The organism is Bradyrhizobium sp. 155 (assembly GCF_023101105.1).
GTDB lineage: Bacteria > Pseudomonadota > Alphaproteobacteria > Rhizobiales > Xanthobacteraceae > Bradyrhizobium > Bradyrhizobium canariense_D.
In genome coordinates, this window is sequence record NZ_CP064704.1 from 1,084,230 (window position 1) to 1,107,732 (window position 23,503).

Genomic DNA, 23,503 nt, shown 5'->3' on the forward strand with positions numbered 1-23,503 from the left:
GCCGCGATGGCAAGAGCGCTTGGCGTTAGTCGCCGGATGGATGCGGGAAGTTCAAACCCCTCCGCTGTTATGCCCCGCCAAAGCGGGGCATCCGGTACGCCGCGCGTCACAGTTCTAGCCTCGCTGCCTCTGGAATACTGGATCACCCGCTTTCGCGTGATGACACTTTTCGTGGGGCGCGTGCGCACCGTCACACACCCCACGAATCAAAACCGCCGCGCCCCTTTCGGAACGCGGCGGCTGGTGATGCGGGATGCAGCGATCAACTGTTGCGCAGGCCGTCGGCGGCGCGCTTCCACTGCGAGACGTTGTCGGCGATCATGCGGGTCGACTTCATCGCGGCCTGGCTGAGCTGGGCGTAGCCGGAGATCTCGCGCTGGACGCGCTGGCCTTCGGCGTGGAGCAGGTCGCGCAGGCTCTCGAGCTCGGAGATCAAATTCTCGATCTCGGCGAGGGAGGTGCCGGCGACGCGCTGGATCAGCGAGTTGACGTTGGTGACGGTGGCCTCCGCGCTCGGATCGAGCGGCGGCGCGTCCGCGGCGGTCGCTGCCGGACGGCGCAGATAGGCGATGTCGTTGCGGACGAAGTCACGGATGCCGGCTTCGACTTCCGTCACTGCGGCAAGGTTGGTGTCGATGGTCTCGGTCTCGGTGGCTTCGGTCTTTTCCGGACGCATGGCGTTCATCGTTATTCCCCTGTTCGCGTTGAGCGCAGCGCGAGTGTCCCCCGCACGACGACGTCGGTCTGGGACTAGGGCGCCGGATTTTGGCCGCAACTTGGCCGAGGTGCGGCAAGGGCGGTCCATTCGGGGGCTTTGCCGTGGCGTATGGTTACCGGAGTCTGAACGCGGCCGCCGCGCCGAAGTGAATGCGCGGCCGGTCGGTGCTCGACTCCCTCGCCCCGCAGGGGGGAGAGGCGAAAACAGCTACCAGCTCTTCTTGAAACCCGCCGTCAGGCTCTTGTTGATCGCCCCTTGCGAGGTTTCGCCGACGGAACCGGAGACGGTGACGTTGTCGAACAGCTTCTGTTCCGCGCCGACCTTGCGCAGCCATTTGTCGTCCGTGGTCGACAGCGACTGGCCCGCGGTGATGCTGGTGCCGGTATCGGTGAGAGTGACCTTGGCCGACTGCTCGGTCTCGTAATTGCGCGTGACGTGACCGCCGACGCCGGGGAGCGCCGTGGTGCCCTGCTGGTTGACGCTGTAGCCGTTCTGCAGCGTCAGCGACGTGTCGCCCGACAGCGGCACCGACTTGATCAGCGAGGCCCCGAGCTTGCTCTGCTCCGCGCCGGGATCGACGCGAGCCTCCACCGCGGTCTTGTCCCAGATCGCGCCGGCGCCCGGCGCGGTCGCGGCCGCCCAGGCGCTGCCGGACGATTGAGGCACGCTGCCGCCATTGCTGGCCTTCTGTGCCAGCAGCTCGGACATCGTCCGCGGCTCGCTCGTCACCGTCATGTCGGCGCCGATGCGGGCGTCCCAGAATGAGGATACCGACTGCTTCACCGTCACCGCCGAGGAGCCGTTGGCGTTGGCGTTCGTCGCCCAGTTCAGCCCGTCCTTGGCGGCGGCCTGCGCGCGCTTCTTGGCGGCGATGATGTCGTTGAGCGTGCCGGCGTCGATCGCGAGCTGGCCCCAGTCGAGCTTGTCAACGTCGATGCCGCTCAGCACGTCGGGGTCGTTGACGTCGGGGGCCTCCGCCGCTTCGGCGTCGTCGTCGGGCGCTGCGGCCGGGCCGGGGGAGAAGGGCGGAATGATCTGCGCCGAAACCGTCAGCACCGATCCCAAGATCAAAGCGGCCGCCAGCATCGGCAGCCTGGTCCAGCCAAACCCTGTCGCGAATTCCATCGTCCTGCCCGTCAGCCCAGTTCCCGCCGAGGATGCGGAACCATCATTGCGAAATTGTGGCGGTTCCATCAGACGCGAACCAACGGGCCGCGCGAAAGGCGCGCGCCCGATGACGAGCTTCTCCACGATTGCATCGGCGGGGCTGGAGGCCAGGACGCGTCGTGGGGTGCTCAGCCATCGGTCCCGAAGTGCGGGGCCCGTTGGTGTTCCGTTCAGCCGACGCTGGTCATCTTCGGCAGATGAATGGCGCGGCCAAGTGCCTGCTCGACCAGATCAAACGTGTCGATCAGCACGCGCATGCTGGTGAGCTTGCCCGCCCTGAACTGGGCAAACTGCGCCACCCGCAAGCTGATCGGCTTGCTGGAATCCAGTGCGGTCAGCGAATAGCGCAGCATCGAGGCGGCGGAATCGACACCGAGCATGATGCTCTCGCGGTCGAAGCGGCGGACCTGGAAATTGTCGGCGAATTGGCGGATGACGTCGAGCACGGCGTCCTTGCCCTGGCGCGCGCCGAGGAACGGAAACATGTCGATCGGCCCATAGAGCGCCCACTCGACGTCCTCGTCGATCAGGGCCTCGATGTCCTCGAAATGCCGGTCGTTGATCGCGCGGTGCAACGCACGCGAGAAACGCCAGAGGCTGTGCTCTGTCATCTTGGGCAGTCCTGAAGCTGGCTTGCGAAAAAGCGAAAAACAACCCCAAGCGCACAGGAAAGATGCCGCGGGGTCGCTCAACTCATTTGTATACGAACAAAATACGTCAATTCGGCCAAAACGCAATTCACGTTTTCGCAATGCACAATTGATTCCGGCGTGTGAGATTTACAATAGAACCCCGTATTTTCCCGGTCCGGGCCGGTTTGGGAGAGAGCTAGCCCCCGTCCACCCGCTCGCCCACGATCAGGGGGCCGATCTCACGTTCCAGCACCTGCTGCACCAGGTCGTAGGAATCGATGATCTCGCGGATCTGCGCCACCTTGCCGCGGCGAAAAGTGTAGAAGACGGCCATGTCGACCTGAATGATGCGGTCGTTGCTGCGCTTCCTGAAGAACACGCGCAGATAGGCCGCGACCGTGTCCCCCTCGGCGACGATCTGCGGCACCTCGTAGCGGATCTCGGCGTATCGCTCCTGCACGGTGCGCCAGAATTCGCCGAGCTCCTGCTTGCCGTGGCAGGGGCCCATGTGCGGCAGCACATCGATCGGCGCGTGGGTGAGGAAGTCGACGTCGTCGGTGCAGCACGACAGCGCGGCAGCGAGATCGCTGCGCGAGATGGCGTCGAGCAGATGCAGCACGCGCTGGCGATTGAGCTTCTCGACCGTCATTCCGCCCGCCCTCATCGGCCGTGTGGAGTTCGCGCAAGGCTAACGCGCTGCCTCGGACACCGGCAATCCGCAAACCACAGGGGATATTGCTGACGTATGACGCGCCAGCGTAATGCCAGGTTCATGACTGCAATTTATGGTTGAGCAAGCGCGAGCCTTCACGAATTCGTGCAGGCGTTCGGCTGCATGGTCTAGCGAAGCATCGCGTGCGCGCGCGGGAACCGGGACGGGCCCGTGCCTGTTGAGAGTGCGACACCGCATCCGGAGACATTGATCCATGAAATCCCTCGCCGCCATCGCCGTACTTCTCATCTGTGGCGCGACGTCCGCCGCCAACGCCAAGGGCTGCATCAAGGGCGCCGTCGTCGGCGGCGTCGCCGGCCACTATGCTGGCCATCACGGCGTCCTCGGCGCCGCCGCCGGCTGCCTCTACGGCCGCCACCATGCCAAGGAACAGCAAGTGCAGGAGAGACAGCGGCAACAGCAGAGCCAGGTGAACGGGCAGGGCAAGCTGTAACCCCTGGTCATTCGGGGGGCGCGCGCCTTGTTCCCGCAGAGGAAATGGGCGTGACGCATCTCACATCAGGTCCCCCTGATGGCGGCTGGATTCATCCGCATGTCCTCAGGGAGACGTGCCATGGCCGCCATCGCCAGAGTCAGAAAGTCCAGCCTGCATAACGCGCTCGAAGGCCTCGCGCTGACCGCGACGCTGCAGAGCTTCCCGACCTTCGCCGCCGCCGCATTCCTGCTCAAGCTGGTCGGCAATCACGACCTGGTCGGCGATCCCGGCGTCGCCATCTTCGTCGCCATCGCCTCGCTCGCCCATGCGCTGCTTGCGGTGAGCTTCCCGCATTTGTTCAAGACCGTCTACGAACCGAAGTTCTTCGAGGCCCATCTGTCGCTCGCCGACAAGATCACGGCATGGCGCACCCAGCGGTCGCCTCGCTGCAACTGATGACCACCGTGCTGCTGCTGTCGGTGATGGCGGTGGTGACGGCGAGCCTGGGGTGAGTTCGCGTTCTCATGATTCTCCGACGCCGCCATGAACAACCATGGGCGGCGCCGGCGCTCCGCGCCCCCTTACCTCTTCTTCCACCCACCCCTATGCCCCGGCGCCCCACCGCTCGACCTCGGCGATGGCCCGAACTCCGGCCCTGACTGCCTTGAATCCGTCGGCTGGATGATGCGGCTCTCGCCACCGAACGGCTTCGACGGCAGCGCGCGGTCGCCCCGATATGGCAACGATTCCGGGCCGTGCATCTCGTCGAGATGCGGCTTGTGGATTCGCGAGCCCTTGCTGCCGCTGGCCTTGAGCGCTGTGGCGGCGCTCTTGTTCTTCAGCGCGCTGACCGGCAAATTGGCGGCGTCGCCGTATTTCTTCGCGCCCGCATAGGCTCCGGCCTTGCCCTGCACCGTGCGCTGCTTGACGGTGGGATCGTCGACCACCGCGAGCTCGGTGGCGCGCAGGCGCTTGACCTCGTCGCGCAGGCGCGCGGCTTCCTCGAAGTTCAGATCGGCGGCGGCCTCGCGCATCCTCGTCTCGAGATCGCCGAGCACGGCTTCAAAATTGTGGCCGATCGAGATGACGTCGTCGGTCATGTCGTGGCCGCCGATCTCGACCAGCACGTGATCGCGCTCGTAGACGCTGTTCATGATGTCGCCGATCGACTTCTTGATGCTCTCCGGCGTGATGCCATGCGCCGTGTTGTACTCGACCTGCTTCTCGCGGCGGCGGTCGGTTTCGGCGATGGCGCGCTCCATCGATCCCGTCATCTGGTCGGCATAGAGGATCACCTTGCCGTCGACGTTGCGCGCGGCGCGGCCGATGGTCTGGATCAGCGAGGTTTCGCTGCGCAGGAAGCCTTCCTTGTCGGCGTCGAGGATCGCGACCAGCGCGCATTCGGGAATGTCGAGGCCTTCGCGCAGCAAATTGATGCCGACCAGCGCGTCGAACGCGCCGAGCCGCAGATCGCGAATGATCTCGATGCGTTCGATGGTGTCGATATCGCTGTGCATGTAGCGAACGCGAATGCCCTGCTCATGCAGATATTCGGTGAGATCCTCCGCCATGCGCTTTGTCAGCACCGTAATCAGCGAGCGATAGCCGGCCTGCGCCGTGGCCCGGACCTCGCCGACGAGATCGTCGACTTGGGTGCGGGCCGGGCGGATGTGGACCGGCGGATCAATCAGACCGGTCGGGCGAATCACCTGCTCGACGAACACGCCGCCGCTCTCGTTGATCTCCCAGGCGCTGGGCGTCGCGGAGACCGCGATGGTCTGCGGCCGCATCATGTCCCATTCCTCGAAGCGCAGCGGGCGGTTGTCCATGCAAGAGGGCAGCCGGAAGCCATATTCGGCGAGCGTCGCCTTGCGGCGGAAGTCGCCGCGGAACATGCCGCCGATCTGGGGAACGGTGACGTGGCTCTCGTCGGCGAACACCAGCGCGTTGTCGGGCACATATTCGAACAGCGTCGGCGGCGGCTCGCCGGGCAGGCGCCCGGTGAGATAGCGCGAATAGTTCTCGATGCCGGCGCAGCTTCCGGTTGCCTCCATCATCTCGAGGTCGAAGGTGGTGCGTTGCTCCAGTCTTTGCGCTTCCAGCAGGCGGCCCTGGTCGTGGAGCTGGTCCAGCCGCATCTTCAATTCGGATTTGATCGACTTGATCGCCTGCACCAGCGTCGGGCGCGGCGTCACATAGTGCGAGTTGGCGTAGATCTTGATGAATTCGAGCTCGTCCTGCTTGTGGCCGGTGAGCGGGTCGAACTCCTCGATGGTCTCGACGGTGTCGCCGAACAGGTTCACGCGCCAGGCACGGTCTTCATAGTGCGCCGGGAAGATGTCGATGACATCGCCGCGCACGCGAAATGTGCCGCGGGTAAAATCGGCCTGGGTGCGCTTGTACTGCAGCGCGACGAGGTCGGCGATCAGCTGGCGCTGGTCGATGCGCTCGCCCTTCTTCAGGGCAAAGGTCATCGCGGTGTAGGTTTCGACCGAGCCGATACCGTAGATGCAGGACACCGAGGCAACGATGATGACGTCGTCGCGTTCGAGCAGCGCGCGCGTCGCCGAGTGGCGCATGCGGTCGATCTGCTCGTTGATCGAGGAGTCCTTTTCTATGTAGGTGTCGGTGCGAGGGACATACGCTTCCGGCTGGTAATAGTCGTAATAGCTGACGAAATACTCGACCGCGTTGTCGGGGAAGAAGCTCTTGAACTCGCCATAGAGCTGGGCGGCGAGCGTCTTGTTCGGTGCCAGGATGATGGCGGGCCGCTGCGTCGCCTCGATCACCTTGGCCATGGTGTAGGTCTTGCCGGAGCCGGTCACGCCGAGCAGCACCTGCGAGCGGTCGTTGCGGTTGATGCCCTCGACCAGCTCGGCGATCGCGGTTGGCTGGTCGCCGCGCGGCTCATAATGCGACTTGATCTCGAAGCGCACGCCGCCTTCGGACTTTTCCGGGCGCGGCGGCCGATGCGGGGTCCACACCCTGGTGGAGCCGTCGTCCTTGCGGAACTCCGGCCGGCCCTCGCGGATCAGCGATTCCAGCGCGTCGGCGGTGGCCTTGACGCCGAGCGCCTCCATCTTGCTGCGCGGCGGACGAGCCAGGGCTTCGGCATCGTCCTCTTCCGTCGGGAGGCCGAGCTGACGCGCCAGTTCCGGATCGAGCGTCGGTATCGTGGCCGCGGTTCCGTAATTGGCCTGCGGCGCCTCGTCGAAGCCCGCGTCGCGGGCGCCGGGCGGCTGCGGATTGGGCCGCAGCGGCATTGGCCTCGTATTGTCCTGCGGAAACTCTTTCGGCGTCGAGGCCCGCGCGCGATGCGCGGCGGCCTCGCCTCCGGAGCGGCGATCGCGCGAATTGTCCGGCGGCGGCTGCAGTCCGGTGCCCGATCCGAGCCCGGCACCGCCGCGATTGATCGCGGGATTGAGCAACTCGGCCAACGCCGGCCCGATCGGCTGCACGTCGGGGCGAGACGCCTTGGAATTCGGCGCCTTCGCGTTCGGAGCCTTGGCCTTGGGGGATTTGCCGGATTTTTCGGAGGATGCAGGTTTCTTCGCCATGCTCCGAATATGGGGCGAGTCCGCCTCGCAATAAAGAGCGAATGCCCGGCAATGCTCAGACTGCTGACAGCAGGTTGGCAGCAGGCCTTGGGATCTTGCGATCAGGCCGCCGGCAGCGGTCCCTCATCGTCCCCGGCTGCCTGACGCGGCTCGAGGATGTCGAGATGGATGCCGCCGCAATCGGTGCAGCGCATGGTCCAATACTCGCATCCGGCACGGCCGCCGATCACGCGGAGCACCGTGAGATCGCCCTCGCATTCCGGGCAGCTGGACAACACATTGCGGGTGTAAATCCTCGGCCGCGTCGTGTCTTCGAATTCGATGACTGACATGACCGATTTCCCCCTTTGACCCTGCGCCGTTCCTTGGTTCGCCTGCAGTCCCGCTCGCTTATTCGTCGTCGCTGTCGTCGGCCCGCCGGCGGAAGCGATCGATGTGGTGCTTGGCATGGGCAATCGCGGCATCGGGATCAGGCCAGGCGAAGCCGACTTCCATGGCCGGAAACAGCACGCCGTCGATGGCAACCGGGCTGAAATCGGCACGCCGGATCCGGGCGTGCCACAGCCCCTGGCCAGCTTCGAAGGATTCGATGTCAAAGCCGTCGTAAAGGGTCGTCATTGCAGTCCCCAAAATGTTTTATTCGAGCGCCTTGTTGGAGGGTCAGGGGACCACGTTTGCGGATTCTGGGATGTGAAGCCGTTCACAAGCGGCGGGCTTTTTTGCCAAAGTCCGATAGCAGCGTCAGTTCCGCGCGCTGGTGCGGCCGGGCCGCCGGACGGGACGGGCGGCGGGTTCCGACGCCGCGCGCATGATCCACCGGCGGAACGCGGCAAAGTCGCGCTGCTCGGTCTGGAAGCTGCGATAGAGCAGGTACCAGCGCATGCCCTTGGGCACCGAGAGCTCGAATGGCGCCACCAGCCGGCCGGCGGCGAGGTCGTCGTCGATATAGGGTCGGATGCCCATGGCGATTCCGAGCCCGTCGGCGGCAGCCTGAAGCGCCTGGCCGTAGAACTGGAACTCCGGTCCCCGCGCGTTGACGCGCGCGAGGTTTGCGGCCTTGAGCCAGATCGGCCAGTCCTCGGGCGAATGCGCGACGCGGATCAGGCTCGGTGCCTTGAGATCGGCCGGGCGCTTCAGCGAGGAGGCGAGGCGGGGCACGCAGACCGGCGTGAGGTCGCCGGCGAACAGCGGCTCGGCCACCAGCCCCGGCCAGTCGCCGGTGCCGAGCTGGATGCCGCAGCTCCAGTCCTCGCCGAACGGCACCGACGCGCCGCCGGTGGTGAAGCGCACCTCGATGTCGGGCTCTTCGCTGCGAAACTCCGACAGGCGCGGGATCAGCCAGCGCATCGCAAAGGTGTGGCCGATGCCGATGGTGAGCACGCGGACGCTCGAGGGCGCCGTCACCTGCGCGGTGAGGCTTGCGAGCGCATCGAAGATCGGCGTCAGCCCGCTCTGATAGGCGCGGCCCGCCTGCGTCAGCAGCAGCTTGTTGGCCTTGCGCTCGAACAGCGCGACGCCGAGCCGTTCTTCCAGGATGTGCACCATGCGGCTCACGGCGGCTGCCGATACGCTCAGCTCGAGGCCGGCCGCGGCAAAGCTGCCGGCCCGCGCCGCGGCCTCGAATGCCTTGATGCCGTTGAGAAACAGCAAGCGCCGCAAATGACCGACCCTCAGGAAAGCTGATGCCAGGCCAAGATAACTCAGTTTGCGTAGACGGGGCAAGCGGGGCACGTTTCCTTCGCTTCGCGCCGCGAGCGGGGAGAAGGTCGGGAGATTTTTACGTGACGCCCATCATGATCGCTGCCCTTGGATTGCTGATGGTCGGCACCGCGTTCCTGTCGGGGCTGTTCGGCATGGCGGGCGGGCTGATCCTGATCGGCGTGCTGCTGGCCTTGATGCCGCTGCCGACCGCGATGGTGCTGCATGCGATCACGCAGATGACCTCGAACGGCTGGCGCGCCTTTCTCTGGCGGACGCATATCCGCTGGCGCCCGGTAGCGAACTATATGGTCGGCGCGGCCGTCGCGCTCGCGGCGTGGTCGCTCACGCGCTACGTACCGGACAAGCCGGTCGCGCTGCTGCTGCTCGGGATCACGCCGTTCATGGCCCGGCTGCTGCCCGCCAACATCAAGCCGGATCCCGACCGTCTCTGGCAGGGCACCGTCTACGGCACGATCTGCATGGGCCTCATGCTGATGACCGGCGTGTCGGGGCCGCTGCTCGACACCTTCTTCCTCGGCGGCGATTTCGGCCGGCGCGAGAAGGTGGCGACCAAGGCGATGTGCCAGCTCGTCAGCCATTTCAGCAAGCTGATCTATTTCGGCGGCGTGATCGACCAGGCGGCGACGCTCGATCCCGTGCTCGCGGCCGTCGCGATCGCAGCATCCATGCTCGGCACCACGCTGGCGCGGCGCATCCTCGAAGCCATGACCGATCAGCAATTCGTGGCCTGGTCGATGAAGCTGATCACCACCATCGCCTGCTACTATATCGCCTATGGCAGCTGGCTGCTGGTCCGCACGCCGGTGCTGGCAGCCTTCGACAAGGGAGGTTTGCAATGAGCGAGACTGCCGACCCGCTGGTGCTGGACTTCGTCGAGTGGGTTGCGCGCGAGCCCCGCGCCTATGCCGAGGTGATCGCGACCTGGAAGACGTCGTGCCCGCGCCTCACCATCTGGGAAGACGCCGCCGACCGCGGCTATGTCGCGCGCGAGACGCTGCCCGGAATGGGGCTGGTGATCGCGGTGACGGAGGACGGCGAGAGGCTGCTGCGCACGAACGGGCGCTAGCTCTCCACATCCGTCGTTGCGAGCGCAAGCGAAGCAATCCAGAATGCTTCCGCGGCGGCAGTCCTGGATTGCTTCGCTTCGCGTGCAATGACGGAATACCGGGAGACCCTTTCATGTCGCTCAAACTCTTCGAACTCGTCGGCACAGACGCCTCGCGACCGTTCAGCCCGTTCTGCTGGCGCACGCGAATGGCGCTGGCGCACAAGGGCCTTTCGGCGGAAACGTTGCCCTGGCGCTTCACCGAGAAGAGCGCGATCGCGCCACATGGCTCGGAGAAGGTTCCGGTGCTGCTGCATCACGACCAGCCGGTGGTCGATTCCTGGACGATCGCGATCTATCTCGAAGACAAGTTTCCGGATCGTCCGTCGCTGTTTGGCGGCGAGGGCGGGCGCGCCATGGCACGCATGCTCAATGTCTGGGGCGACATCGCCATCGTCGGCGGCATCTTTCCATTGATCATCGCCGACATTCCCAACAATCTGGATGAGGTCGACGCCGCCTATTTCCGCCAGTCGCGCGAGGCCCGTTTCGGCGGCAAGAGGCTGGAAGAGATCATGGCCAGCCGCGATGCCGGCGTGGTCGCCTTCCGCAAATCGCTCGAGGTGATGCGGCAGACCCTCAAGAAGCAGCCCTTCATCGGCGGCGCCGCACCGAACTATGCCGACTACATCGTGTTCGGCGGTTTTCAGTGGGCGCGCGCGACGAGCCCGTTCAAGCTGCTGGAAGCGGACGACCCGGTTTACGCCTGGCGCGAAAAGCTGCTGGATGCGTTCGACGGCATGGCACGGAAGTCCCCGGGGCATCCAGTGTAGTTGTCGCGAGCCGTCTCTCCTCAACGTCGTCCTGGCGAAAGCTAGGACCCATACCGCGGACGCGGAGGGTTATGTTGCCTCCGCCGCCGCACGCAAGCACGCCCGGCACAAGCAATCCTCGCCCTTGACCGGCATCGGCAGCCGCGCCGTTTCTTCCGCGCACCAGCAGGTGCCGGAGAGGTCGCAGCCGAACTCGGCGCCGCAACGAGAGCAGGCGAGGCGGCGGGGTTGCTGCGCCGGAATGTCTTGCCGATTTGTCATGATTTGCGCAAAAGCCGGGCTGTCGTTTTCATGCCGGGTTCATCTCCCGCTGCGGTATATTAGGCCTCGCGCACGTATCGGGAAAGCGGTTGGCAGCGCGCGAAGGACATATCGATGGCCCGCGATTCGCAAGCCGCGCTCGTCGCGCTCAACCGTTTCGGCTTCGGCGCCCGCGGCGGCGCATCCGGCGATCTCATCAACGCGGCCTCCGATCCTCGCGGCTTTGTGAAGGCGGAACTCACTCGTCCCAACGGTGTGCTGCTGGAGGCGCCGGGCCTGCAATCCGCGCCGCAGCTCGGGCAGGCCGTGTTCGCCTATCAGGATCAGGTCAAGCAGGCGCGCGAGGCCGCCGCGAAGGCCGGCGCGCCGACTGAAGCGCCGTTGCAAGCGCCGGCCGATCAGAGGCCCGGACCGCGCCGCAATCTCTCGCTGAACGCCGTGGCAACCGAGATCGCCGGCCAGATGGCCGAGGCCAAGCCCGGTAACAATAAGCCGGCTGACAACAAGCCGGCGGACAATATGGCCAAGCCGGACACTATGCAGCCCAACGCGGCCGCGCCGCCTGCCGCAAAACCCGCCCCGCAGCCGCTCAACGTCATCCAAAAAACCTTTCGCGCCGAGGCACTGGCGCGGTTGCAGCGCGCGACGCTGGTCGAGTGCGGCTTCACCGAACGGCTGGTCGTGTTCTGGTCCAACCATTTCTGCATCTCCGCCAGCAAGGGCGAGCTGGCGCGGATCTGGGCCGGTGCGTTCGAGCGCGAGGCGATCAGGCCGCATGTGCTCGGACGTTTCGCCGACATGCTGAAAGCGGTGGAGCAGCATCCGGCGATGCTGTTCTTCCTCGACAACCAGCAATCGCTCGGACCGGACTCGCGCGCGGGCCAGAACCGCAAGCGCGGGCTGAACGAAAATCTCGCGCGCGAGATCATGGAGCTGCATACGCTCGGCGTCGGCGGCGGCTATACGCAGGACGACGTCACCTCGCTCGCGCGCATCATCACCGGCTGGACCTTTGCTGGCCGGCAGGGACAGCTGGGAGCGCCCGGTTCGTTCGTGTTCAACGTCAATGCGCACCAGCCCGGGCCGCAAATGCTGCTCGGCAAGACCTACGAGCCGACCGGCCTTGCGCAAGGCGAAGCCGCCCTCGCGGACATCGCACGCCATCCCTCGACCGCGAGCTTCATCGCCACCAAATTCGTCCGCCACTTCGTCGCCGACGATCCGCCGCCGGCGCTGGTGGCGCGACTGCGCGATGTCTTCATCAAGACCGACGGGGATCTCAAAGCGCTGGCAACCGCACTGGTCGATTCCGACGAGGCGTGGAAGGCGCCACTGACGAAGATGCGCAGCCCTTATGATTTCCTGGTCGCGAGCGGCCGGCTGCTCGCGCGCGTGCCGGAGGATCCCGGCGCCTATCTCAACAACCTCAATCTGCTGGGCCAGCCGCTGTGGTCGCCGGCCGGCCCGAATGGTTTCGCCGACACCAATGCCGCCTGGGCTGCGCCGGAAGGCATCAAGCTCCGGCTCGACATTGCCGCGCAAATGGGCGCGCGGCTTGGGCCCAACATCGACCCGCTCGATTTGTTGGAATTTGCCGCCGCGGATGCGGCCTCGATCGAAACGCGGCGGACCATCGAGCGCGCGGAGTCGCGGCAGCAGGCGCTGGCGCTGCTGTTGATGTCGCCCGAAATGCAGAGGAGATGATGATGATCGACTGCGTCGAGAACCGGCTCCTCACCTCGCGGCGCGGCCTCCTGCTTGGCGGCGCCTCGTTCGCGGCCTGGGCTTACTTGCCGAAATTCGCGCGCGCCGCGGATGGCCGCGATCCTCGCCTGATCGTGGTGATCCTGCGCGGCGCGCTTGATGGGCTTTCGACCGTCGCGCCCGTCGGCGATCCCGATTATGCCGGCCTGCACGGGGCGATCGCGCTCACGGCGGACGGTGCGCATCCCGCGATCATGCTCGATACTTTCTTTGCGCTGCATCCGGCGATGCCTGAGTTCGCACGCATGTATCGCGACAGGCACGCCGCGGTGATCCACGCGGTCGCGACGCCCTATCGCGACCGCTCGCATTTCGACGGCCAGGACGTGCTCGAAAGCGGCTATGCCGGCCCGGGGCGCGTGCAATCCGGTTGGCTCAACCGCGCGCTGGAAGCGCTGCCGCGCGGCGAGCGGGTGTCGAGTGCTCTTGCCGTCGGCCCGACCACGCCGCTGCTGCTGCGCGGCAATGCGCCGACCGTCGGCTGGGCGCCGGTGGCGCTGCCGCAAGCCGATGACGACACCGCAATGCGTCTGGTCGAGCTCTATCGTCACCGCGATCCCGCGCTGGCGGCTGTGCTGTCGCAGGGCCTTGCGCTGGAAAAGGCCGCGAGCGGCGACGACATGAAGCCGAAGCCGGGCAACGCGGTCGCGCAGATGCGGCAGGTCGCGCGCGGCGCCGCAAAACTGATGGCGTCCGACGACGGCCCGCGCATCGCGGCGCTCGCGTTCGATGGCTGGGACACGCACGCCAATGAAGGCGGCCCTGTCGGTCGCCTCGCATTCCTGCTCGGCGGGCTCGACGGTGCGCTCGCCGAGTTCGAAAGCGGCTTAGGGGAACGCTGGCGCGACACCGTCGTCGTGGTCGCCACCGAATTCGGCCGCACCGCGCGCATCAACGGCACAGACGGCACCGATCACGGCACGGGAACGATCGCGCTGCTCGCCGGCGGCGCGGTGAAGGGCGGCCGCGTCATCGCCGACTGGCCCGGCCTCAAGCCCGCCAACCTTTTCGAGGCCCGCGACCTCAAGCCCACCACCGATCTGCGCTCCGTGATCAAGGGCGTGCTGCAGGGCCAGTTCGGCCTGTCGGATCGCGTGCTGGCCGAGACGGTGTTTCCAGATAGCGCAAGCGCACGTCCGATGAAGGGGTTGGTTGCTTAACCTACGATTCCGGGGCCCGCACCTTGCGGCGCGTCCCGGAATGACGACATGATCGGCCGAACGTCAGGAGACCATCACCCATGTACATCGCCATGAACCGCTTCCGCGTCGCCAAGGGCTCCGAGGCTGCTTTCGAACAGGTCTGGCTTTCGCGCGATACTCATTTGGACAAGGTGCCGGGCTTCGTCGAGTTTCATCTGCTGCGTGGCCCCGAGCTCGAGGATCACACGCTGTACGCCTCGCACACGGTGTGGGCGAACCATGCGGCGTTCGAGGCCTGGACCAAATCGGATGCCTTTCGTGCCGCGCACGCGCGGGCCGGCGACACCAAGCCGACCTATCTCGGCCATCCCCAGTTCGAGGGCTTCGAGGTGATGCAGACGGTGGGGCGCGGCGCCAAGTAGCGCGCGCCGCCGCAAAGATCAGCCCAGCGTGATCTTGTCGATCTCCGCCATCTCCTCCGCACCGAGTTTCCACGCAATCGCCTTCACGTTCTCCTCGACCTGCGCGACGCGGGTGGCGCCGGCAATCACGCTCGACACTTGCGGGCGCGCGGCGAGCCAGGAGAAGGCGAGCTCGAGCATGCTGTGCCCGCGCGCTTTCGCAAATGCCGTGAGCTTCTCGACGATGTCCTCGTTGCGCGGCGTGACATAGCGGTCGCGTAATGCCGGTACCTTGCCGAAGCGCGTATCGGTCGGGGCGGCCGCGCCGCGCTGGTACTTGCCGGTGAGCAGCCCGCTTGCGAGCGGGAAGAACGGCAGCAGGCCGAGCTTGTACTCTTGTGCCGCCGGCAGCAGATCCTTTTCGATGTCGCGCACCAGCAGGCTGTATTCGTCCTGGCAAGAGACGAAGCGGCTGACATTCATCGCGCGCGCGGTGAACTCGGCCTCCGCTAGGCGCCAGGCCGGAAAATTGGAATTGCCGATGTAGCGCACCTTGCCTTGACGGACGAGATCGTCGAGCGCGCGCAGCGTCTCCTCCATCGGAGTCAGCGGGTCGTAATCGTGCTGCTGATAGAGATCGATGTAGTCGGTCTTGAGCCGCGTCAGGCTCGCCTCGACTGCGTTCATGATGTAGCGGCGCGAAGCGCCCTGCTTGGTTCCGTCGGCCGCCATCGGCTTGGAGAATTTGGTGGCGAGCACGATCTCCTTGCGGCGGTCGCCGAGCACGGTGCCGAGCACCGTTTCCGAACCGCCCATGCCGGCATAGATGTCGGCGGTGTCGAACAGCGTGATGCCGAGATCGAGCGCGCCGTGGATCACCTTGCGCGAGGTCTCCAGGTCCGTGCGCTGGCCGAAATTGTTGCAGCCAAGCCCGACCGCAGACACGCGCAGGCCGGAGGCGCCGAGATTGCGAATTTCCATGGGAGATCCCCGTCGGAGATGGGCAGGGGCGCATTGTGACCGCGGTGCCCCGCCGCAGCAAGCCGTGCGCCGCGTTGCTGCCATGCTGACAAGGCTGCCGACAAGGACTGCCGACAAAAAAATGCGGCCCCTGTCAGACGCGGCGACTGACGGGGACCGCTTTGGGGCGCTTGATCGGTGACGGGGGGCTGACCAGACGCAGCTGCAGCCTAGTCCCGCTATGTTACGCGCAGGTGACAGACAGAGTTATCCACAGGCGGCGCGATCGCGAGGATCAGAAGATCTTGCGATAGACGATGAACCCGGAACGCTCGGCGACCTTGTCGTACAGGCGCTGCGCCGTCACGTTGGTCTCGTGCGTCTGCCAGTACACGCGCGGCGATCCCATGAGCTTTGCGCGCTCGTAGACGCCGTGGATCAGCGCCGAGCCGACGCCCTTGCCGCGCGCGGCCTCGGTCGTGAACAGGTCCTGCAGATAGCAGGACGGCTCGATCGCGGTGGTGCTGCGGTGAAACAGGTAATTCGTCATCCCGAGCAGGCGGCCGTCACTCTCGGCGACCAATCCGTGCACCGGCTCATAGGCATCGAAAAAGCGCTGCCATGTCACGCGCGTGATTTCGGGCGAGAGCGCGGTCGGACCGGAGCGGCCGTAGAAGGCGTTGTAGCCGTCCCACAGCGGCAGCCATTGATCGTAGTCCTGCCTGGTGACGGGGCGAATGGTGAGCGACATATGAAATTCCCGCGATCGATGAGGCGTCCTTCATACGTGATGATGGACGTGCTGATCAATCGCGCATCACTCCGCGACGCGCAGATACCGGATCAGCTTGCGGCCCGCGGGATCGCGCAGCGAGCGGTAGTAGTCGGCGCGGGACGGCGCATCGGTGTGGCGCACGAGGTCGGTCACCGGCGTGTAGCTCAGCATGCGGCCGCCGTCGGGCAGCGCGGCACAGACGAAGCGCAACACCTCGCCATTGCGCAAGGCGATGTTGATCGGCGTGGCATCGCCGATCCGGACCATCTCCATGCGCTGAGCGATGAAGGTGCCGAGTTCGTCCTCGGGCAATTCGAACGCGCCGGTGTCGCGGCCGTGATACATCAGCGCGACGAACGGCGGCTTGCCGTCGGCGATGTCGTCCGGCACCGCAAAATAATCGCGGAACGCGCGGTTGATGAATTCGGCGCGCGTCTCGGCATCGAGCAGCACGATGCCGATATCGACCTGGTCGAGCGCGGCCGACAGCCGCGCGGCGATGGCGTGACTCCGACGCTCGGCGGCAAACGTGCCGAGCAGCCGCTGGCGCATCAGGCCGGTGATGCCTGCGGTGCCCGCGGCCGTCGCGGCCAGGAGGCCGAGCTGGATCATATCCGCCGTGGTAAGGCCTGCAACGCCGTGCCGGCTGAGGAGCAGCAGTGCCGCGCCGATGACGGCGATGGCTGCGCTGGCGACGGCGGAAGCGGGACCCGAGAGCGCGCCGGCGAGCGCCACGATGCAGACGAGCAGCGGCGCGGGCCAGGGAGTGGGGACGAAGCGATCGAAAAACACCGTCAGCAGCAAAGTCGCTGCCGTCAGCGCCGGACCGGAGATCGCACGCCATCCCAACCGCATGGGGCTGTCTCGCTCCTTCCTGAACGAGGTAAGGCGGCAACACTGACCGAACATTGCGCCATTGCGATGCGGTTTCGCGCGGTGTGCTTAAGGTGCGCTTTGGGTCTCGCGCAAAGCTTTCGGATGATTTTAGACCAAGTGCGCGTGCTTGAGACGTTGTTGCAGCGCGGGCGCATTCAGCTTCGACGTCCCCTGGCCCTTGCGCGTGCCGACGAAGATCAACAGCGATGCCGCGACCAGGATGGCCGCGGTCAGGGTGATTGCAACGATGACCACAGGTGATTTCATCGACGTCCTGTCGCGATGCCGGTCGGCGCGGGCCATGCGGCGCCTTGAAGGCGGGTCCAGGATGAAGCGGGAATCAGACCGGCAGGCCCATCGCCATGGTCGCCTTGGTCGACAGCACCGTCAGGGTGACGATCAGGCACAACGAGAGCGCGGCGACGGCGAGCGAGGCCGCGACCGCGTTGGTCAGCCGGGAAGACGAAACGGTAGCGGGTGGGCCCTGAAAGCCTGCCGTGCCGGACGCCCGAATCATGGTCTAAATCCTTCAACGCGCGAGCGAATCACCCGCGACATCGAACAATTTCACTGTTGCAATCGGCAATATTGCGGCGGCCAATCGAGCGAAAATGGCGAGATTGCGGCAATGGTGACCTTTATGCCCGCTATTTGCCAGAGCTCGCCCCTCAGGCACCAGCGGCGATGCTGGCGGGGTCCTCGATGTCGGCCGGCCGCCAGTCCATTGCGACGTAGCCAGGCGCCGCTTCCACGCGCTTCAGCCAGTCCCGGATCGCCGGGAAGGTCGAGAGGTCGAAGTCGCAGCGGTCGGCGAGGTGGGTATAGCCGTACAGCGCGATGTCGGCGACCGTGAGCTGGCGGGCGGCGAAATAGGCGTTGGTCCTGAGATGATTCTCCATCACCTGGAGCGCGCCATAGCCGCGCTCCATCCAGTCCTCCAGCGAATGAGTCTGGAGGTCGCGGCCGCCCCTCACCAGCGACAGCCAGAAATAGGCCGCGCCGATGTTCGGCTCCAGCGCGTGCTGCTCGAAGAACATCCATTGCAGCGCGTCGGCGCGATCGATGCGGTTCTCCGGCGCGAGCGGCGTGCCGACGGCGACGTACCAGAGAATGGCGTTGGACTCGGCGAGATAGCGATCGTCGCCGACCTCGAGCAGCGGCACCTGGCCGGATGGGTTCTTGGCCAGGAAGTCCGGGGTGCGGCTCTCGCCGCGCAGAATGTCCACCTCGACCGCTTCGTACGGCAAGTTCAGCAGCGCCAGCGCAAGGCGGACCTTGTAGCTGTTGCCCGAGCGCTGCATCGAATAGAGCTTGTACATTCTGGGGATGATTCCGGACGACGGGAGGGCGCGGCGCTTGTTGCCCCGCAACGCGGCTAAACAATGATGCCGATGCGAATCCGCCGCAAGACCCGGCCAATAGAAAAACTCGAAAACCCTACCGCATTGCAATGCGGCGGAAGATCATTTCCGTGCGACCATCCAACTCAGTTCACGCTTGCGTCAACGCGCAAGTGCGTTGCTCGACGCGATCGTGTGCGAGCACCGCGGTCGCGTCTTGGGCACTGAAGCTTCCGCATCGTCATGGCCCGCAAAATTGCTCCGAGGGCACGCGTTGTCGGATATAAGGGGTTTGCGCGGCAAAGTTACGGAATATTGCGGGAAATCGCGGCTCGAAACGCCAGACACGTAAACTTTTGCGGGATCGGACCGAAGTTTCTTGCGGTGCAACGGCACTCGTTTTAGGGTGGTTCATTCCCACAATCGGAGTCGTGAAGCCAAAGGGCTCACGACGCTTGTCAGGAGATGACGATGTCCTTCCTTGCCGCTGCGCTCGACCGTGTGAAGCCGTCCGCGACCATCGCGGTCACGGATAAAGCACGTGCGCTGAAAGCGGCGGGCCGCAACGTCATCGGTCTCGGCGCCGGCGAGCCCGACTTCGACACGCCCGCGAACATCAAGCTGGCCGCGATCCACGCCATCGAAGCCGGCAAGACCAAGTACACCGCGGTCGACGGCATTCCCGAGTTGAAGGAAGCCATTATCGCCAAGTTTCAGCGCGAGAACGGCGTCGTCTACAAGGCGAACCAGATCATCGTCGGCACCGGCGGCAAGCAGGTGCTCTACAACGCGCTGATGGCAACCATCAATCCGGGCGACGAGGTGATCATCCCCGCGCCGTACTGGGTCAGCTATCCCGAGATGGTGGCGCTCGCCGGCGGCGAGCCGGTGCCGGTGGTCTGCACCGCCGCGACCGGCTTCAAGCTCCAGGCCGAGGCACTCGAGCGCGCGATCACGCCGAAGACCAAATGGGTGATCCTGTGCTCGCCGTCGAACCCGACGGGAGCTGCCTACACCAGGACCGAGCTGAAGGCGCTCACCGACGTGCTGGTCAAGCATCCGCATGTGTGGGTGATGACCGACGACATGTACGAGCACCTCGTCTATGACGACTTCCAGTTCACCACGGTCGCGCAGGTCGAGCCGAAACTCTACGACCGCACGCTCACCGTGAACGGCGTGTCGAAGGCCTATTGCATGACCGGCTGGCGCATCGGCTATGCCGGCGGTCCGGCGCAGCTCATCAAGGCGATGTCGACGATCCAGTCGCAGTCGACCTCGAACCCGTCGTCGATCGCGCAATGGGCCGCGGTTGAGGCGCTGAACGGTCCGCAGGACTTCATCCCCGCCAACAACAAGGTCTTCAAGGAGCGCCGCGATCTCGTCGTCTCCATGCTGAACCAGGCCAAGGGCATCGAGTGCCCGCGGCCCGAGGGCGCCTTCTACGTCTATCCGTCCTGCGCCGGCACCATCGGCAAGACCGCGCCGTCGGGCAAGGTGATCGACAATGACGAGACGTTCGTCACCGAACTGCTGGAGACCGAAGGCGTCGCCGTGGTGCAGGGTTCGGCCTTCGGCCTCGGCCCCGCGTTCCGCATCTCCTACGCGACCAAGACCTCGGACCTCGAAGACGCCTGCAAGCGCATCCAGCGCTTCTGCGGCAATCTGCGCTGAACTCACAGACATGAAGTGACATCAAAGGGCCCGCGCAATGCGGGCCCTTTTTCTTTCAAGTCTGCACGATCTGGCGCCACCGGAACTGTTGTGGCATAGACCATCGCGCGGCGTGTGCCGCGCCTCCATGCTCGCATCACATTCATCGCCGGAGATATTCATGCGCCGTTCACTCCTCCTCGCCGGGCTTGCCGTTGCGAGCCTCGTCGCCTCCGTTACGGGCGCCAGCGCGCAATCGCGGATGGTGCAGGTGGGCGTGCTCGAATGCCGCGGCGGCGCCAGCGTGGGCTTCATCGTGGGATCGGTGACCCATCTCGGTTGCGTGCTGCGCGTCGATGGTTTGCCGGACGACCGTTACGTTGCGACGATCCGCAAGGTCGGTCTGGATATCGGCATCACACAGGAGACGGCTTTGGCGTGGGGCGTGTTCGCGCCGGTGAACCGGCTCGGCCCGGGCGACCTCGCCGGCAACTACGCCGGTGCGCAGGGCAGCGCCTCGGTCGGTGTCGGTCTCGGCGGCAACGTGCTGGTCGGCGGCTCCAACAATTCGATCGCGCTCCAGCCGCTCAGCGTGCAGGGCCAGGTCGGCCTCAACGTCGCCGCCGGCCTCGAGAGCCTGGAACTCCGCCCGGGACGTTGAGACTCGGCGCCAGCCGAAGCGCTCCTCCTCAACCTCTCTCCGGGAGAGGAGGAAATACCGACGACGCACCGCAGCGATTTTTGATGCTTGCCAAATCTCGGGGACGGGCAGAGCATCAGCGTTTGCCGACCCAATCATGGGCCGAGCTCCACACCAAGGAGGCGGCGAATGGGACAAGACGTCAGAAGTCCCCGAGGTCCACGGTGCATCGCGCTGGTGGGCCCTTTCCAAAGCGGTAAAACCACACTTCTCGAAGCCATCCTGGCGCGAACGGGCGCAATCCCGCGCGCCGGCAGCGTCGATGCCGGAACCTCCGTCGGCGACGCCACGCCAGAGGCCCGTCATCACAAGATGACCGTCGGGCTGACTGCCGTCACCACGAGTTTCATGGGCGACAGCTACACCTTCCTCGATTGTCCCGGTTCCGTCGAATTTGCCCACGACATGCGCGCCGCGCTGCCTGCGGTCGATGCCGCAATCGTGGTCTGCGAAGCCGACGAGAAGAAGCTGCCGCAGCTTCAGATCATCCTGCGCGAGCTGGAGGAGCTGGAGATCCCGCGTTTCCTGTTCCTCAACAAGATCGACCGCGCCAACAAGCGCATCCGCGAGACGCTCGAGATGCTCCAGCCCGCCTCGCGCGTACCGCTGGTGCTGCGCCAGATCCCGATCTGGAAGGACGAACTGATCGAGGGCTTCGTCGATCTCGCGCTGGAGCGTGCGTTCATTTACCGCGAGCACAAGGCCTCCGAAGTGGTCGCGCTCCAAGGCGGCGATCTCGATCGCGAGAAGGAGGCCCGCTTTTCGATGCTGGAGAAGCTCGCCGATCACGACGATGCGCTGATGGAGCAGCTGCTCGAGGACATCCAGCCGCCGCGCGATGCCGTGTTCGACGATCTCGCCCGCGAATTGCGCGACGGGCTGATCTGCCCCGTGCTGCTGGGCGCCGCCGCACGCGAAAACGGCGTGCTGCGTTTGATGAAAGCGTTGCGCCACGAGGCGCCCGGTATCGCGGAAACGGCAAAACGTCTCGGCGTTCCCGAAACGAGGGACGCCCTCGGCTTCGTCTTCAAGACGTTGCATTCGCAGCACGGCGGCAAGCTGTCGCTGACGCGCATGCTCGCTGGCCATCTCGACGACGGTGCCACGCTGCAAGCCTCCTCCGGAGGGGCCAGCCGCATCTCCGGCATCCTCGCCGTCACCGGGGCCTACGACACCAAGCGTACCGCGGCGGAAGCCGGCGATACGGTGGCGCTCGCCAAGCTCGACCCGATCAAGACCGGCGACACGGTCTCGAGCGGCAAGATCCAGCCGGCAGCGCTAACCGCCGTAGAACCCACTCCGCCGGTGCTCGCGATCTCGGTTGCGGCCACCGACCGCAAGGACGACGTCAAGCTCGGCCAGGCGCTGATGCGGCTGCACGAGGAGGACCCCTCGCTCGTCTTCGTGATGAACGCGCAGACCCACGACACCGTGCTGTGGGGTCAGGGCGAGATGCACTTGCGCGTCGCGAGCGAGCGGCTGCGCGATCGTTTCGGCGTCAAGGTCGCTTCGCATCCCCCCGCGATCGGCTATCAGGAAACCATCCGCAAGCCGATCGTCCAGCGCGGCCGCCACAAGAAACAGTCTGGCGGGCATGGCCAGTTCGGCGATGTCGTGCTCGACATCAGGCCGCTGCCGCGCGGCGAGGGCTTCAAGTTCGCCGAGAAGGTGGTCGGCGGCGCGGTCCCGCGCAACTACATCGGCGCGGTGGAAGAGGGGGTCATCGACGGGCTCGCCCGCGGCCCGCTCGGTTTCCCGGTCACCGATTTGCAGGTGACGCTGACCGACGGCTCCTATCATAGCGTCGATTCCTCCGACCTCGCCTTCCGCACGGCGGCGCGGGTCGGGCTCACCGAGGGCCTGCCGCAATGCCAGTCGGTGCTGCTGGAGCCGATCCATGTGGTCGAGATCGTCTGCCCGACCGACGCCACCGCCAAGATCAATGCGATTCTGTCGGCACGGCGCGGCCAGATCCTCGGCTTTGACACCCGCGACGGCTGGAGCGGATGGGACTGCGTCCGCGCCATGATGCCGGAAGCCGAGATCGGCGAATTGATCGTTGAGTTGCGCTCGGCCACGGCAGGCGCCGGCAGCTTCACCCGCCAGTTCGACCACATGGCCGAAGTCACGGGGCGCGCCGCCGACCAGATCATCGCAGCGCATCAGCACGCGGCGTGATCGGTCTGCCGAAGTAAGGGACGCATCACTGTCTCACTCCCTCTCGCCGTTCTTACGGGGAGAGGGGTGGGGTGACGGGCTTCACAATGGGCGTGGCGAAGGTTGGACTCACGCTGCTCCTCCCAACCGTCAGTGTGAGCGCAGCGACTTGTCCGCCGAAGCTTTAGCGAAGGCGGAAGCAATCCAGTCTTTCCGCGGAGGAATTCTGGATTGCTTCGTCGCTTCGCTCCTCGCAATGACGGTGGAGACGGATGGCTCGCATGGCGAGCTTCCCCTTGCGTTCGGTCGTTTATGATGTATTTTACATCATTGTGCATGCTCCAGACATCATTTATAATCTTTCATACGTGAGGCCAAGGTGATCACGTCGTTCCAGATGCGGGCAGCGCGTGCGCTGCTCGGCATTGACCAGAGGGCCTTGGCGGAGCTCGCAGGCGTTTCGCTGCCGACCATTCAGCGGATGGAGGCGAGCACCGGCAATGTCCGCGGCGTGGTCGAGACCTTGATGAAAGTGGTCGAAGCCTTTGATCGCGCCGGCGTCGAGCTGATCGGCGAACAGGCGCGCAGCGAAGGCGGCGGACGCGGCGTTCGGCTCAAGGAGCCGGGGCCGCCGCGTCGGGTGGGAGCATGA

General features: G+C 65.5%; 27 protein-coding genes. 12 read left to right on the forward strand and 15 right to left on the reverse strand.

The window, feature by feature from the left end; all coding sequences use genetic code 11:
* Positions 1–262 precede the first annotated feature (262 nt).
* The 4 genes from IVA93_RS05285 to IVA93_RS05300 form a co-directional block, all read right to left on the reverse strand.
* On the reverse strand, positions 263–685 hold the full coding sequence (locus IVA93_RS05285; protein ID WP_018453528.1) for a hypothetical protein: 423 nt from the start codon (positions 683–685) through the stop codon (positions 263–265).
* A 240-nt stretch (positions 686–925) separates the two neighbouring features.
* Positions 926–1,843, reverse strand: coding sequence for a hypothetical protein (locus tag IVA93_RS05290; RefSeq protein ID WP_026232548.1), 918 nt, complete (start codon positions 1,841–1,843; stop codon positions 926–928).
* Between the two features lie 212 nt (positions 1,844–2,055).
* Entirely contained in the window at positions 2,056–2,496 is a 441-nt protein-coding gene (locus IVA93_RS05295) for a nuclear transport factor 2 family protein (protein ID WP_018453530.1), read from the reverse strand.
* 217 nt (positions 2,497–2,713) lie between these two features.
* Positions 2,714–3,166 (reverse strand): nuclear transport factor 2 family protein, encoded by a 453-nt coding sequence (locus IVA93_RS05300; protein ID WP_247299169.1) that lies wholly within the window; start codon positions 3,164–3,166, stop codon positions 2,714–2,716.
* Positions 3,167–3,443: 277 nt separating this feature from the next.
* Between IVA93_RS05300 and IVA93_RS05305 the strand changes: the two genes are divergently transcribed.
* Both IVA93_RS05305 and IVA93_RS05310 read left to right on the forward strand, forming a co-directional pair.
* Positions 3,444–3,683 (forward strand): hypothetical protein, encoded by a 240-nt coding sequence (locus IVA93_RS05305; RefSeq protein WP_247539326.1) that lies wholly within the window; start codon positions 3,444–3,446, stop codon positions 3,681–3,683.
* 120 nt (positions 3,684–3,803) lie between these two features.
* Positions 3,804–4,121 carry a hypothetical protein gene (locus IVA93_RS05310; RefSeq protein ID WP_245288369.1) on the forward strand — a complete coding sequence of 106 codons (318 nt, stop codon included), beginning with the start codon at positions 3,804–3,806 and terminating at the stop codon, positions 4,119–4,121.
* 125 nt (positions 4,122–4,246) lie between these two features.
* Here IVA93_RS05310 and uvrB read toward each other — a convergent pair whose 3' ends face one another.
* The 4 genes from uvrB to IVA93_RS05330 all read right to left on the reverse strand — a co-directional run bounded on the left by uvrB (position 4,247) and on the right by IVA93_RS05330 (position 8,881).
* Positions 4,247–7,222, reverse strand: coding sequence for an excinuclease ABC subunit UvrB (uvrB, locus tag IVA93_RS05315; protein WP_018453533.1), 2,976 nt, complete (start codon positions 7,220–7,222; stop codon positions 4,247–4,249).
* Between the two features lie 101 nt (positions 7,223–7,323).
* Positions 7,324–7,554 (reverse strand): hypothetical protein, encoded by a 231-nt coding sequence (locus IVA93_RS05320; RefSeq protein ID WP_247789706.1) that lies wholly within the window; start codon positions 7,552–7,554, stop codon positions 7,324–7,326.
* A gap of 58 nt (positions 7,555–7,612) precedes the next feature.
* The gene (locus IVA93_RS05325) at positions 7,613–7,840 is read right to left on the reverse strand and encodes a hypothetical protein (protein WP_007596778.1); all 228 of its coding nucleotides are present in this window, start codon (positions 7,838–7,840) and stop codon (positions 7,613–7,615) included.
* A 123-nt stretch (positions 7,841–7,963) separates the two neighbouring features.
* Complete coding sequence (locus IVA93_RS05330) at positions 7,964–8,881, reverse strand: LysR substrate-binding domain-containing protein (RefSeq protein ID WP_018453535.1); 918 nt, start codon at positions 8,879–8,881, stop codon at positions 7,964–7,966.
* A 122-nt stretch (positions 8,882–9,003) separates the two neighbouring features.
* Here IVA93_RS05330 and IVA93_RS05335 point away from each other — a divergent pair, with 122 nt between their 5' ends.
* The 3 genes from IVA93_RS05335 (at position 9,004) to IVA93_RS05345 (ending at position 10,822) form a co-directional block, all read left to right on the forward strand.
* Complete coding sequence (locus IVA93_RS05335) at positions 9,004–9,783, forward strand: sulfite exporter TauE/SafE family protein (protein WP_026232549.1); 780 nt, start codon at positions 9,004–9,006, stop codon at positions 9,781–9,783.
* Entirely contained in the window at positions 9,780–10,010 is a 231-nt protein-coding gene (locus IVA93_RS05340; protein WP_018453537.1) for a hypothetical protein, read from the forward strand. Before IVA93_RS05335 ends, IVA93_RS05340 begins: the two co-directional genes overlap by 4 nt.
* A gap of 113 nt (positions 10,011–10,123) precedes the next feature.
* The gene (locus tag IVA93_RS05345) at positions 10,124–10,822 is read left to right on the forward strand and encodes a glutathione S-transferase family protein (RefSeq protein ID WP_018453538.1); all 699 of its coding nucleotides are present in this window, start codon (positions 10,124–10,126) and stop codon (positions 10,820–10,822) included.
* A gap of 69 nt (positions 10,823–10,891) precedes the next feature.
* Here IVA93_RS05345 and IVA93_RS05350 read toward each other — a convergent pair whose 3' ends face one another.
* Positions 10,892–11,083, reverse strand: coding sequence for a cysteine-rich CWC family protein (locus IVA93_RS05350; RefSeq protein WP_083926324.1), 192 nt, complete (start codon positions 11,081–11,083; stop codon positions 10,892–10,894).
* Between the two features lie 114 nt (positions 11,084–11,197).
* Between IVA93_RS05350 and IVA93_RS05355 the strand changes: the two genes are divergently transcribed.
* The 3 genes from IVA93_RS05355 to hmuQ all read left to right on the forward strand — a co-directional run bounded on the left by IVA93_RS05355 (position 11,198) and on the right by hmuQ (position 14,411).
* A complete protein-coding gene (locus IVA93_RS05355) occupies positions 11,198–12,787 on the forward strand; it encodes a DUF1800 domain-containing protein (protein ID WP_018453539.1) in 1,590 nt (529 codons plus the stop codon).
* 2 nt (positions 12,788–12,789) lie between these two features.
* Positions 12,790–14,007 (forward strand): DUF1501 domain-containing protein, encoded by a 1,218-nt coding sequence (locus IVA93_RS05360; protein WP_247539330.1) that lies wholly within the window; start codon positions 12,790–12,792, stop codon positions 14,005–14,007.
* Positions 14,008–14,087: 80 nt separating this feature from the next.
* A complete protein-coding gene (gene hmuQ / locus IVA93_RS05365; protein ID WP_007596764.1) occupies positions 14,088–14,411 on the forward strand; it encodes a heme-degrading protein HmuQ in 324 nt (107 codons plus the stop codon).
* 18 nt (positions 14,412–14,429) lie between these two features.
* Here the strand turns inward: hmuQ and IVA93_RS05370 are convergent, their stop codons facing one another.
* From IVA93_RS05370 to IVA93_RS05395, 6 genes are all read right to left on the reverse strand, one after another.
* Positions 14,430–15,371 (reverse strand): aldo/keto reductase, encoded by a 942-nt coding sequence (locus tag IVA93_RS05370; RefSeq protein ID WP_018453541.1) that lies wholly within the window; start codon positions 15,369–15,371, stop codon positions 14,430–14,432.
* 274 nt (positions 15,372–15,645) lie between these two features.
* A complete protein-coding gene (locus IVA93_RS05375) occupies positions 15,646–16,101 on the reverse strand; it encodes a GNAT family N-acetyltransferase (protein WP_018453542.1) in 456 nt (151 codons plus the stop codon).
* A 66-nt stretch (positions 16,102–16,167) separates the two neighbouring features.
* Complete coding sequence (locus tag IVA93_RS05380; protein ID WP_018453543.1) at positions 16,168–16,980, reverse strand: PAS-domain containing protein; 813 nt, start codon at positions 16,978–16,980, stop codon at positions 16,168–16,170.
* A gap of 129 nt (positions 16,981–17,109) precedes the next feature.
* The gene (locus tag IVA93_RS05385; RefSeq protein ID WP_018453544.1) at positions 17,110–17,304 is read right to left on the reverse strand and encodes a hypothetical protein; all 195 of its coding nucleotides are present in this window, start codon (positions 17,302–17,304) and stop codon (positions 17,110–17,112) included.
* Positions 17,305–17,341: 37 nt separating this feature from the next.
* Positions 17,342–17,518 carry a hypothetical protein gene (locus tag IVA93_RS05390; RefSeq protein WP_007614766.1) on the reverse strand — a complete coding sequence of 59 codons (177 nt, stop codon included), beginning with the start codon at positions 17,516–17,518 and terminating at the stop codon, positions 17,342–17,344.
* Positions 17,519–17,669: 151 nt separating this feature from the next.
* The gene (locus IVA93_RS05395; protein ID WP_018453545.1) at positions 17,670–18,320 is read right to left on the reverse strand and encodes a glutathione S-transferase family protein; all 651 of its coding nucleotides are present in this window, start codon (positions 18,318–18,320) and stop codon (positions 17,670–17,672) included.
* A gap of 492 nt (positions 18,321–18,812) precedes the next feature.
* Here IVA93_RS05395 and IVA93_RS05400 point away from each other — a divergent pair, with 492 nt between their 5' ends.
* The 4 genes from IVA93_RS05400 to IVA93_RS05415 all read left to right on the forward strand — a co-directional run bounded on the left by IVA93_RS05400 (position 18,813) and on the right by IVA93_RS05415 (position 23,503).
* Positions 18,813–20,015, forward strand: a complete 1,203-nt coding sequence (locus IVA93_RS05400; protein WP_007596745.1) for a pyridoxal phosphate-dependent aminotransferase — start codon at positions 18,813–18,815, stop codon at positions 20,013–20,015.
* Positions 20,016–20,175: 160 nt separating this feature from the next.
* Positions 20,176–20,655 (forward strand): DUF992 domain-containing protein, encoded by a 480-nt coding sequence (locus tag IVA93_RS05405; protein ID WP_026232551.1) that lies wholly within the window; start codon positions 20,176–20,178, stop codon positions 20,653–20,655.
* A 168-nt stretch (positions 20,656–20,823) separates the two neighbouring features.
* Complete coding sequence (locus IVA93_RS05410) at positions 20,824–22,872, forward strand: elongation factor G (protein WP_026232552.1); 2,049 nt, start codon at positions 20,824–20,826, stop codon at positions 22,870–22,872.
* 358 nt (positions 22,873–23,230) lie between these two features.
* Entirely contained in the window at positions 23,231–23,503 is a 273-nt protein-coding gene (locus tag IVA93_RS05415) for a helix-turn-helix domain-containing protein (RefSeq protein WP_007614761.1), read from the forward strand.

Coding starts and splice junctions, on each gene's coding strand:
- IVA93_RS05360 (WP_247539330.1), top strand. CDS start 12,790: ATGATCGACTGCGTCGAGAACCGGCTCCTCACCTCGCGGCGCGGCCTC.
- IVA93_RS05375 (WP_018453542.1), bottom strand. CDS start 16,101: ATGTCGCTCACCATTCGCCCCGTCACCAGGCAGGACTACGATCAATGG.
- IVA93_RS05355 (WP_018453539.1), top strand. CDS start 11,198: ATGGCCCGCGATTCGCAAGCCGCGCTCGTCGCGCTCAACCGTTTCGGC.
- IVA93_RS05350 (WP_083926324.1), bottom strand. CDS start 11,083: ATGACAAATCGGCAAGACATTCCGGCGCAGCAACCCCGCCGCCTCGCC.
- IVA93_RS05370 (WP_018453541.1), bottom strand. CDS start 15,371: ATGGAAATTCGCAATCTCGGCGCCTCCGGCCTGCGCGTGTCTGCGGTC.
- IVA93_RS05390 (WP_007614766.1), bottom strand. CDS start 17,518: ATGATTCGGGCGTCCGGCACGGCAGGCTTTCAGGGCCCACCCGCTACC.
- IVA93_RS05405 (WP_026232551.1), top strand. CDS start 20,176: ATGCGCCGTTCACTCCTCCTCGCCGGGCTTGCCGTTGCGAGCCTCGTC.
- IVA93_RS05385 (WP_018453544.1), bottom strand. CDS start 17,304: ATGGCCCGCGCCGACCGGCATCGCGACAGGACGTCGATGAAATCACCT.
- IVA93_RS05320 (WP_247789706.1), bottom strand. CDS start 7,554: ATGTCAGTCATCGAATTCGAAGACACGACGCGGCCGAGGATTTACACC.
- IVA93_RS05300 (WP_247299169.1), bottom strand. CDS start 3,166: ATGACGGTCGAGAAGCTCAATCGCCAGCGCGTGCTGCATCTGCTCGAC.
- IVA93_RS05380 (WP_018453543.1), bottom strand. CDS start 16,980: ATGCGGTTGGGATGGCGTGCGATCTCCGGTCCGGCGCTGACGGCAGCG.
- IVA93_RS05325 (WP_007596778.1), bottom strand. CDS start 7,840: ATGACGACCCTTTACGACGGCTTTGACATCGAATCCTTCGAAGCTGGC.
- IVA93_RS05410 (WP_026232552.1), top strand. CDS start 20,824: ATGGGACAAGACGTCAGAAGTCCCCGAGGTCCACGGTGCATCGCGCTG.
- IVA93_RS05310 (WP_245288369.1), top strand. CDS start 3,804: ATGGCCGCCATCGCCAGAGTCAGAAAGTCCAGCCTGCATAACGCGCTC.
- IVA93_RS05400 (WP_007596745.1), top strand. CDS start 18,813: ATGTCCTTCCTTGCCGCTGCGCTCGACCGTGTGAAGCCGTCCGCGACC.
- IVA93_RS05295 (WP_018453530.1), bottom strand. CDS start 2,496: ATGACAGAGCACAGCCTCTGGCGTTTCTCGCGTGCGTTGCACCGCGCG.
- IVA93_RS05395 (WP_018453545.1), bottom strand. CDS start 18,320: ATGTACAAGCTCTATTCGATGCAGCGCTCGGGCAACAGCTACAAGGTC.
- IVA93_RS05285 (WP_018453528.1), bottom strand. CDS start 685: ATGAACGCCATGCGTCCGGAAAAGACCGAAGCCACCGAGACCGAGACC.
- IVA93_RS05345 (WP_018453538.1), top strand. CDS start 10,124: ATGTCGCTCAAACTCTTCGAACTCGTCGGCACAGACGCCTCGCGACCG.
- IVA93_RS05340 (WP_018453537.1), top strand. CDS start 9,780: ATGAGCGAGACTGCCGACCCGCTGGTGCTGGACTTCGTCGAGTGGGTT.
- uvrB (WP_018453533.1), bottom strand. CDS start 7,222: ATGGCGAAGAAACCTGCATCCTCCGAAAAATCCGGCAAATCCCCCAAG.
- IVA93_RS05305 (WP_247539326.1), top strand. CDS start 3,444: ATGAAATCCCTCGCCGCCATCGCCGTACTTCTCATCTGTGGCGCGACG.
- hmuQ (WP_007596764.1), top strand. CDS start 14,088: ATGTACATCGCCATGAACCGCTTCCGCGTCGCCAAGGGCTCCGAGGCT.
- IVA93_RS05290 (WP_026232548.1), bottom strand. CDS start 1,843: ATGGAATTCGCGACAGGGTTTGGCTGGACCAGGCTGCCGATGCTGGCG.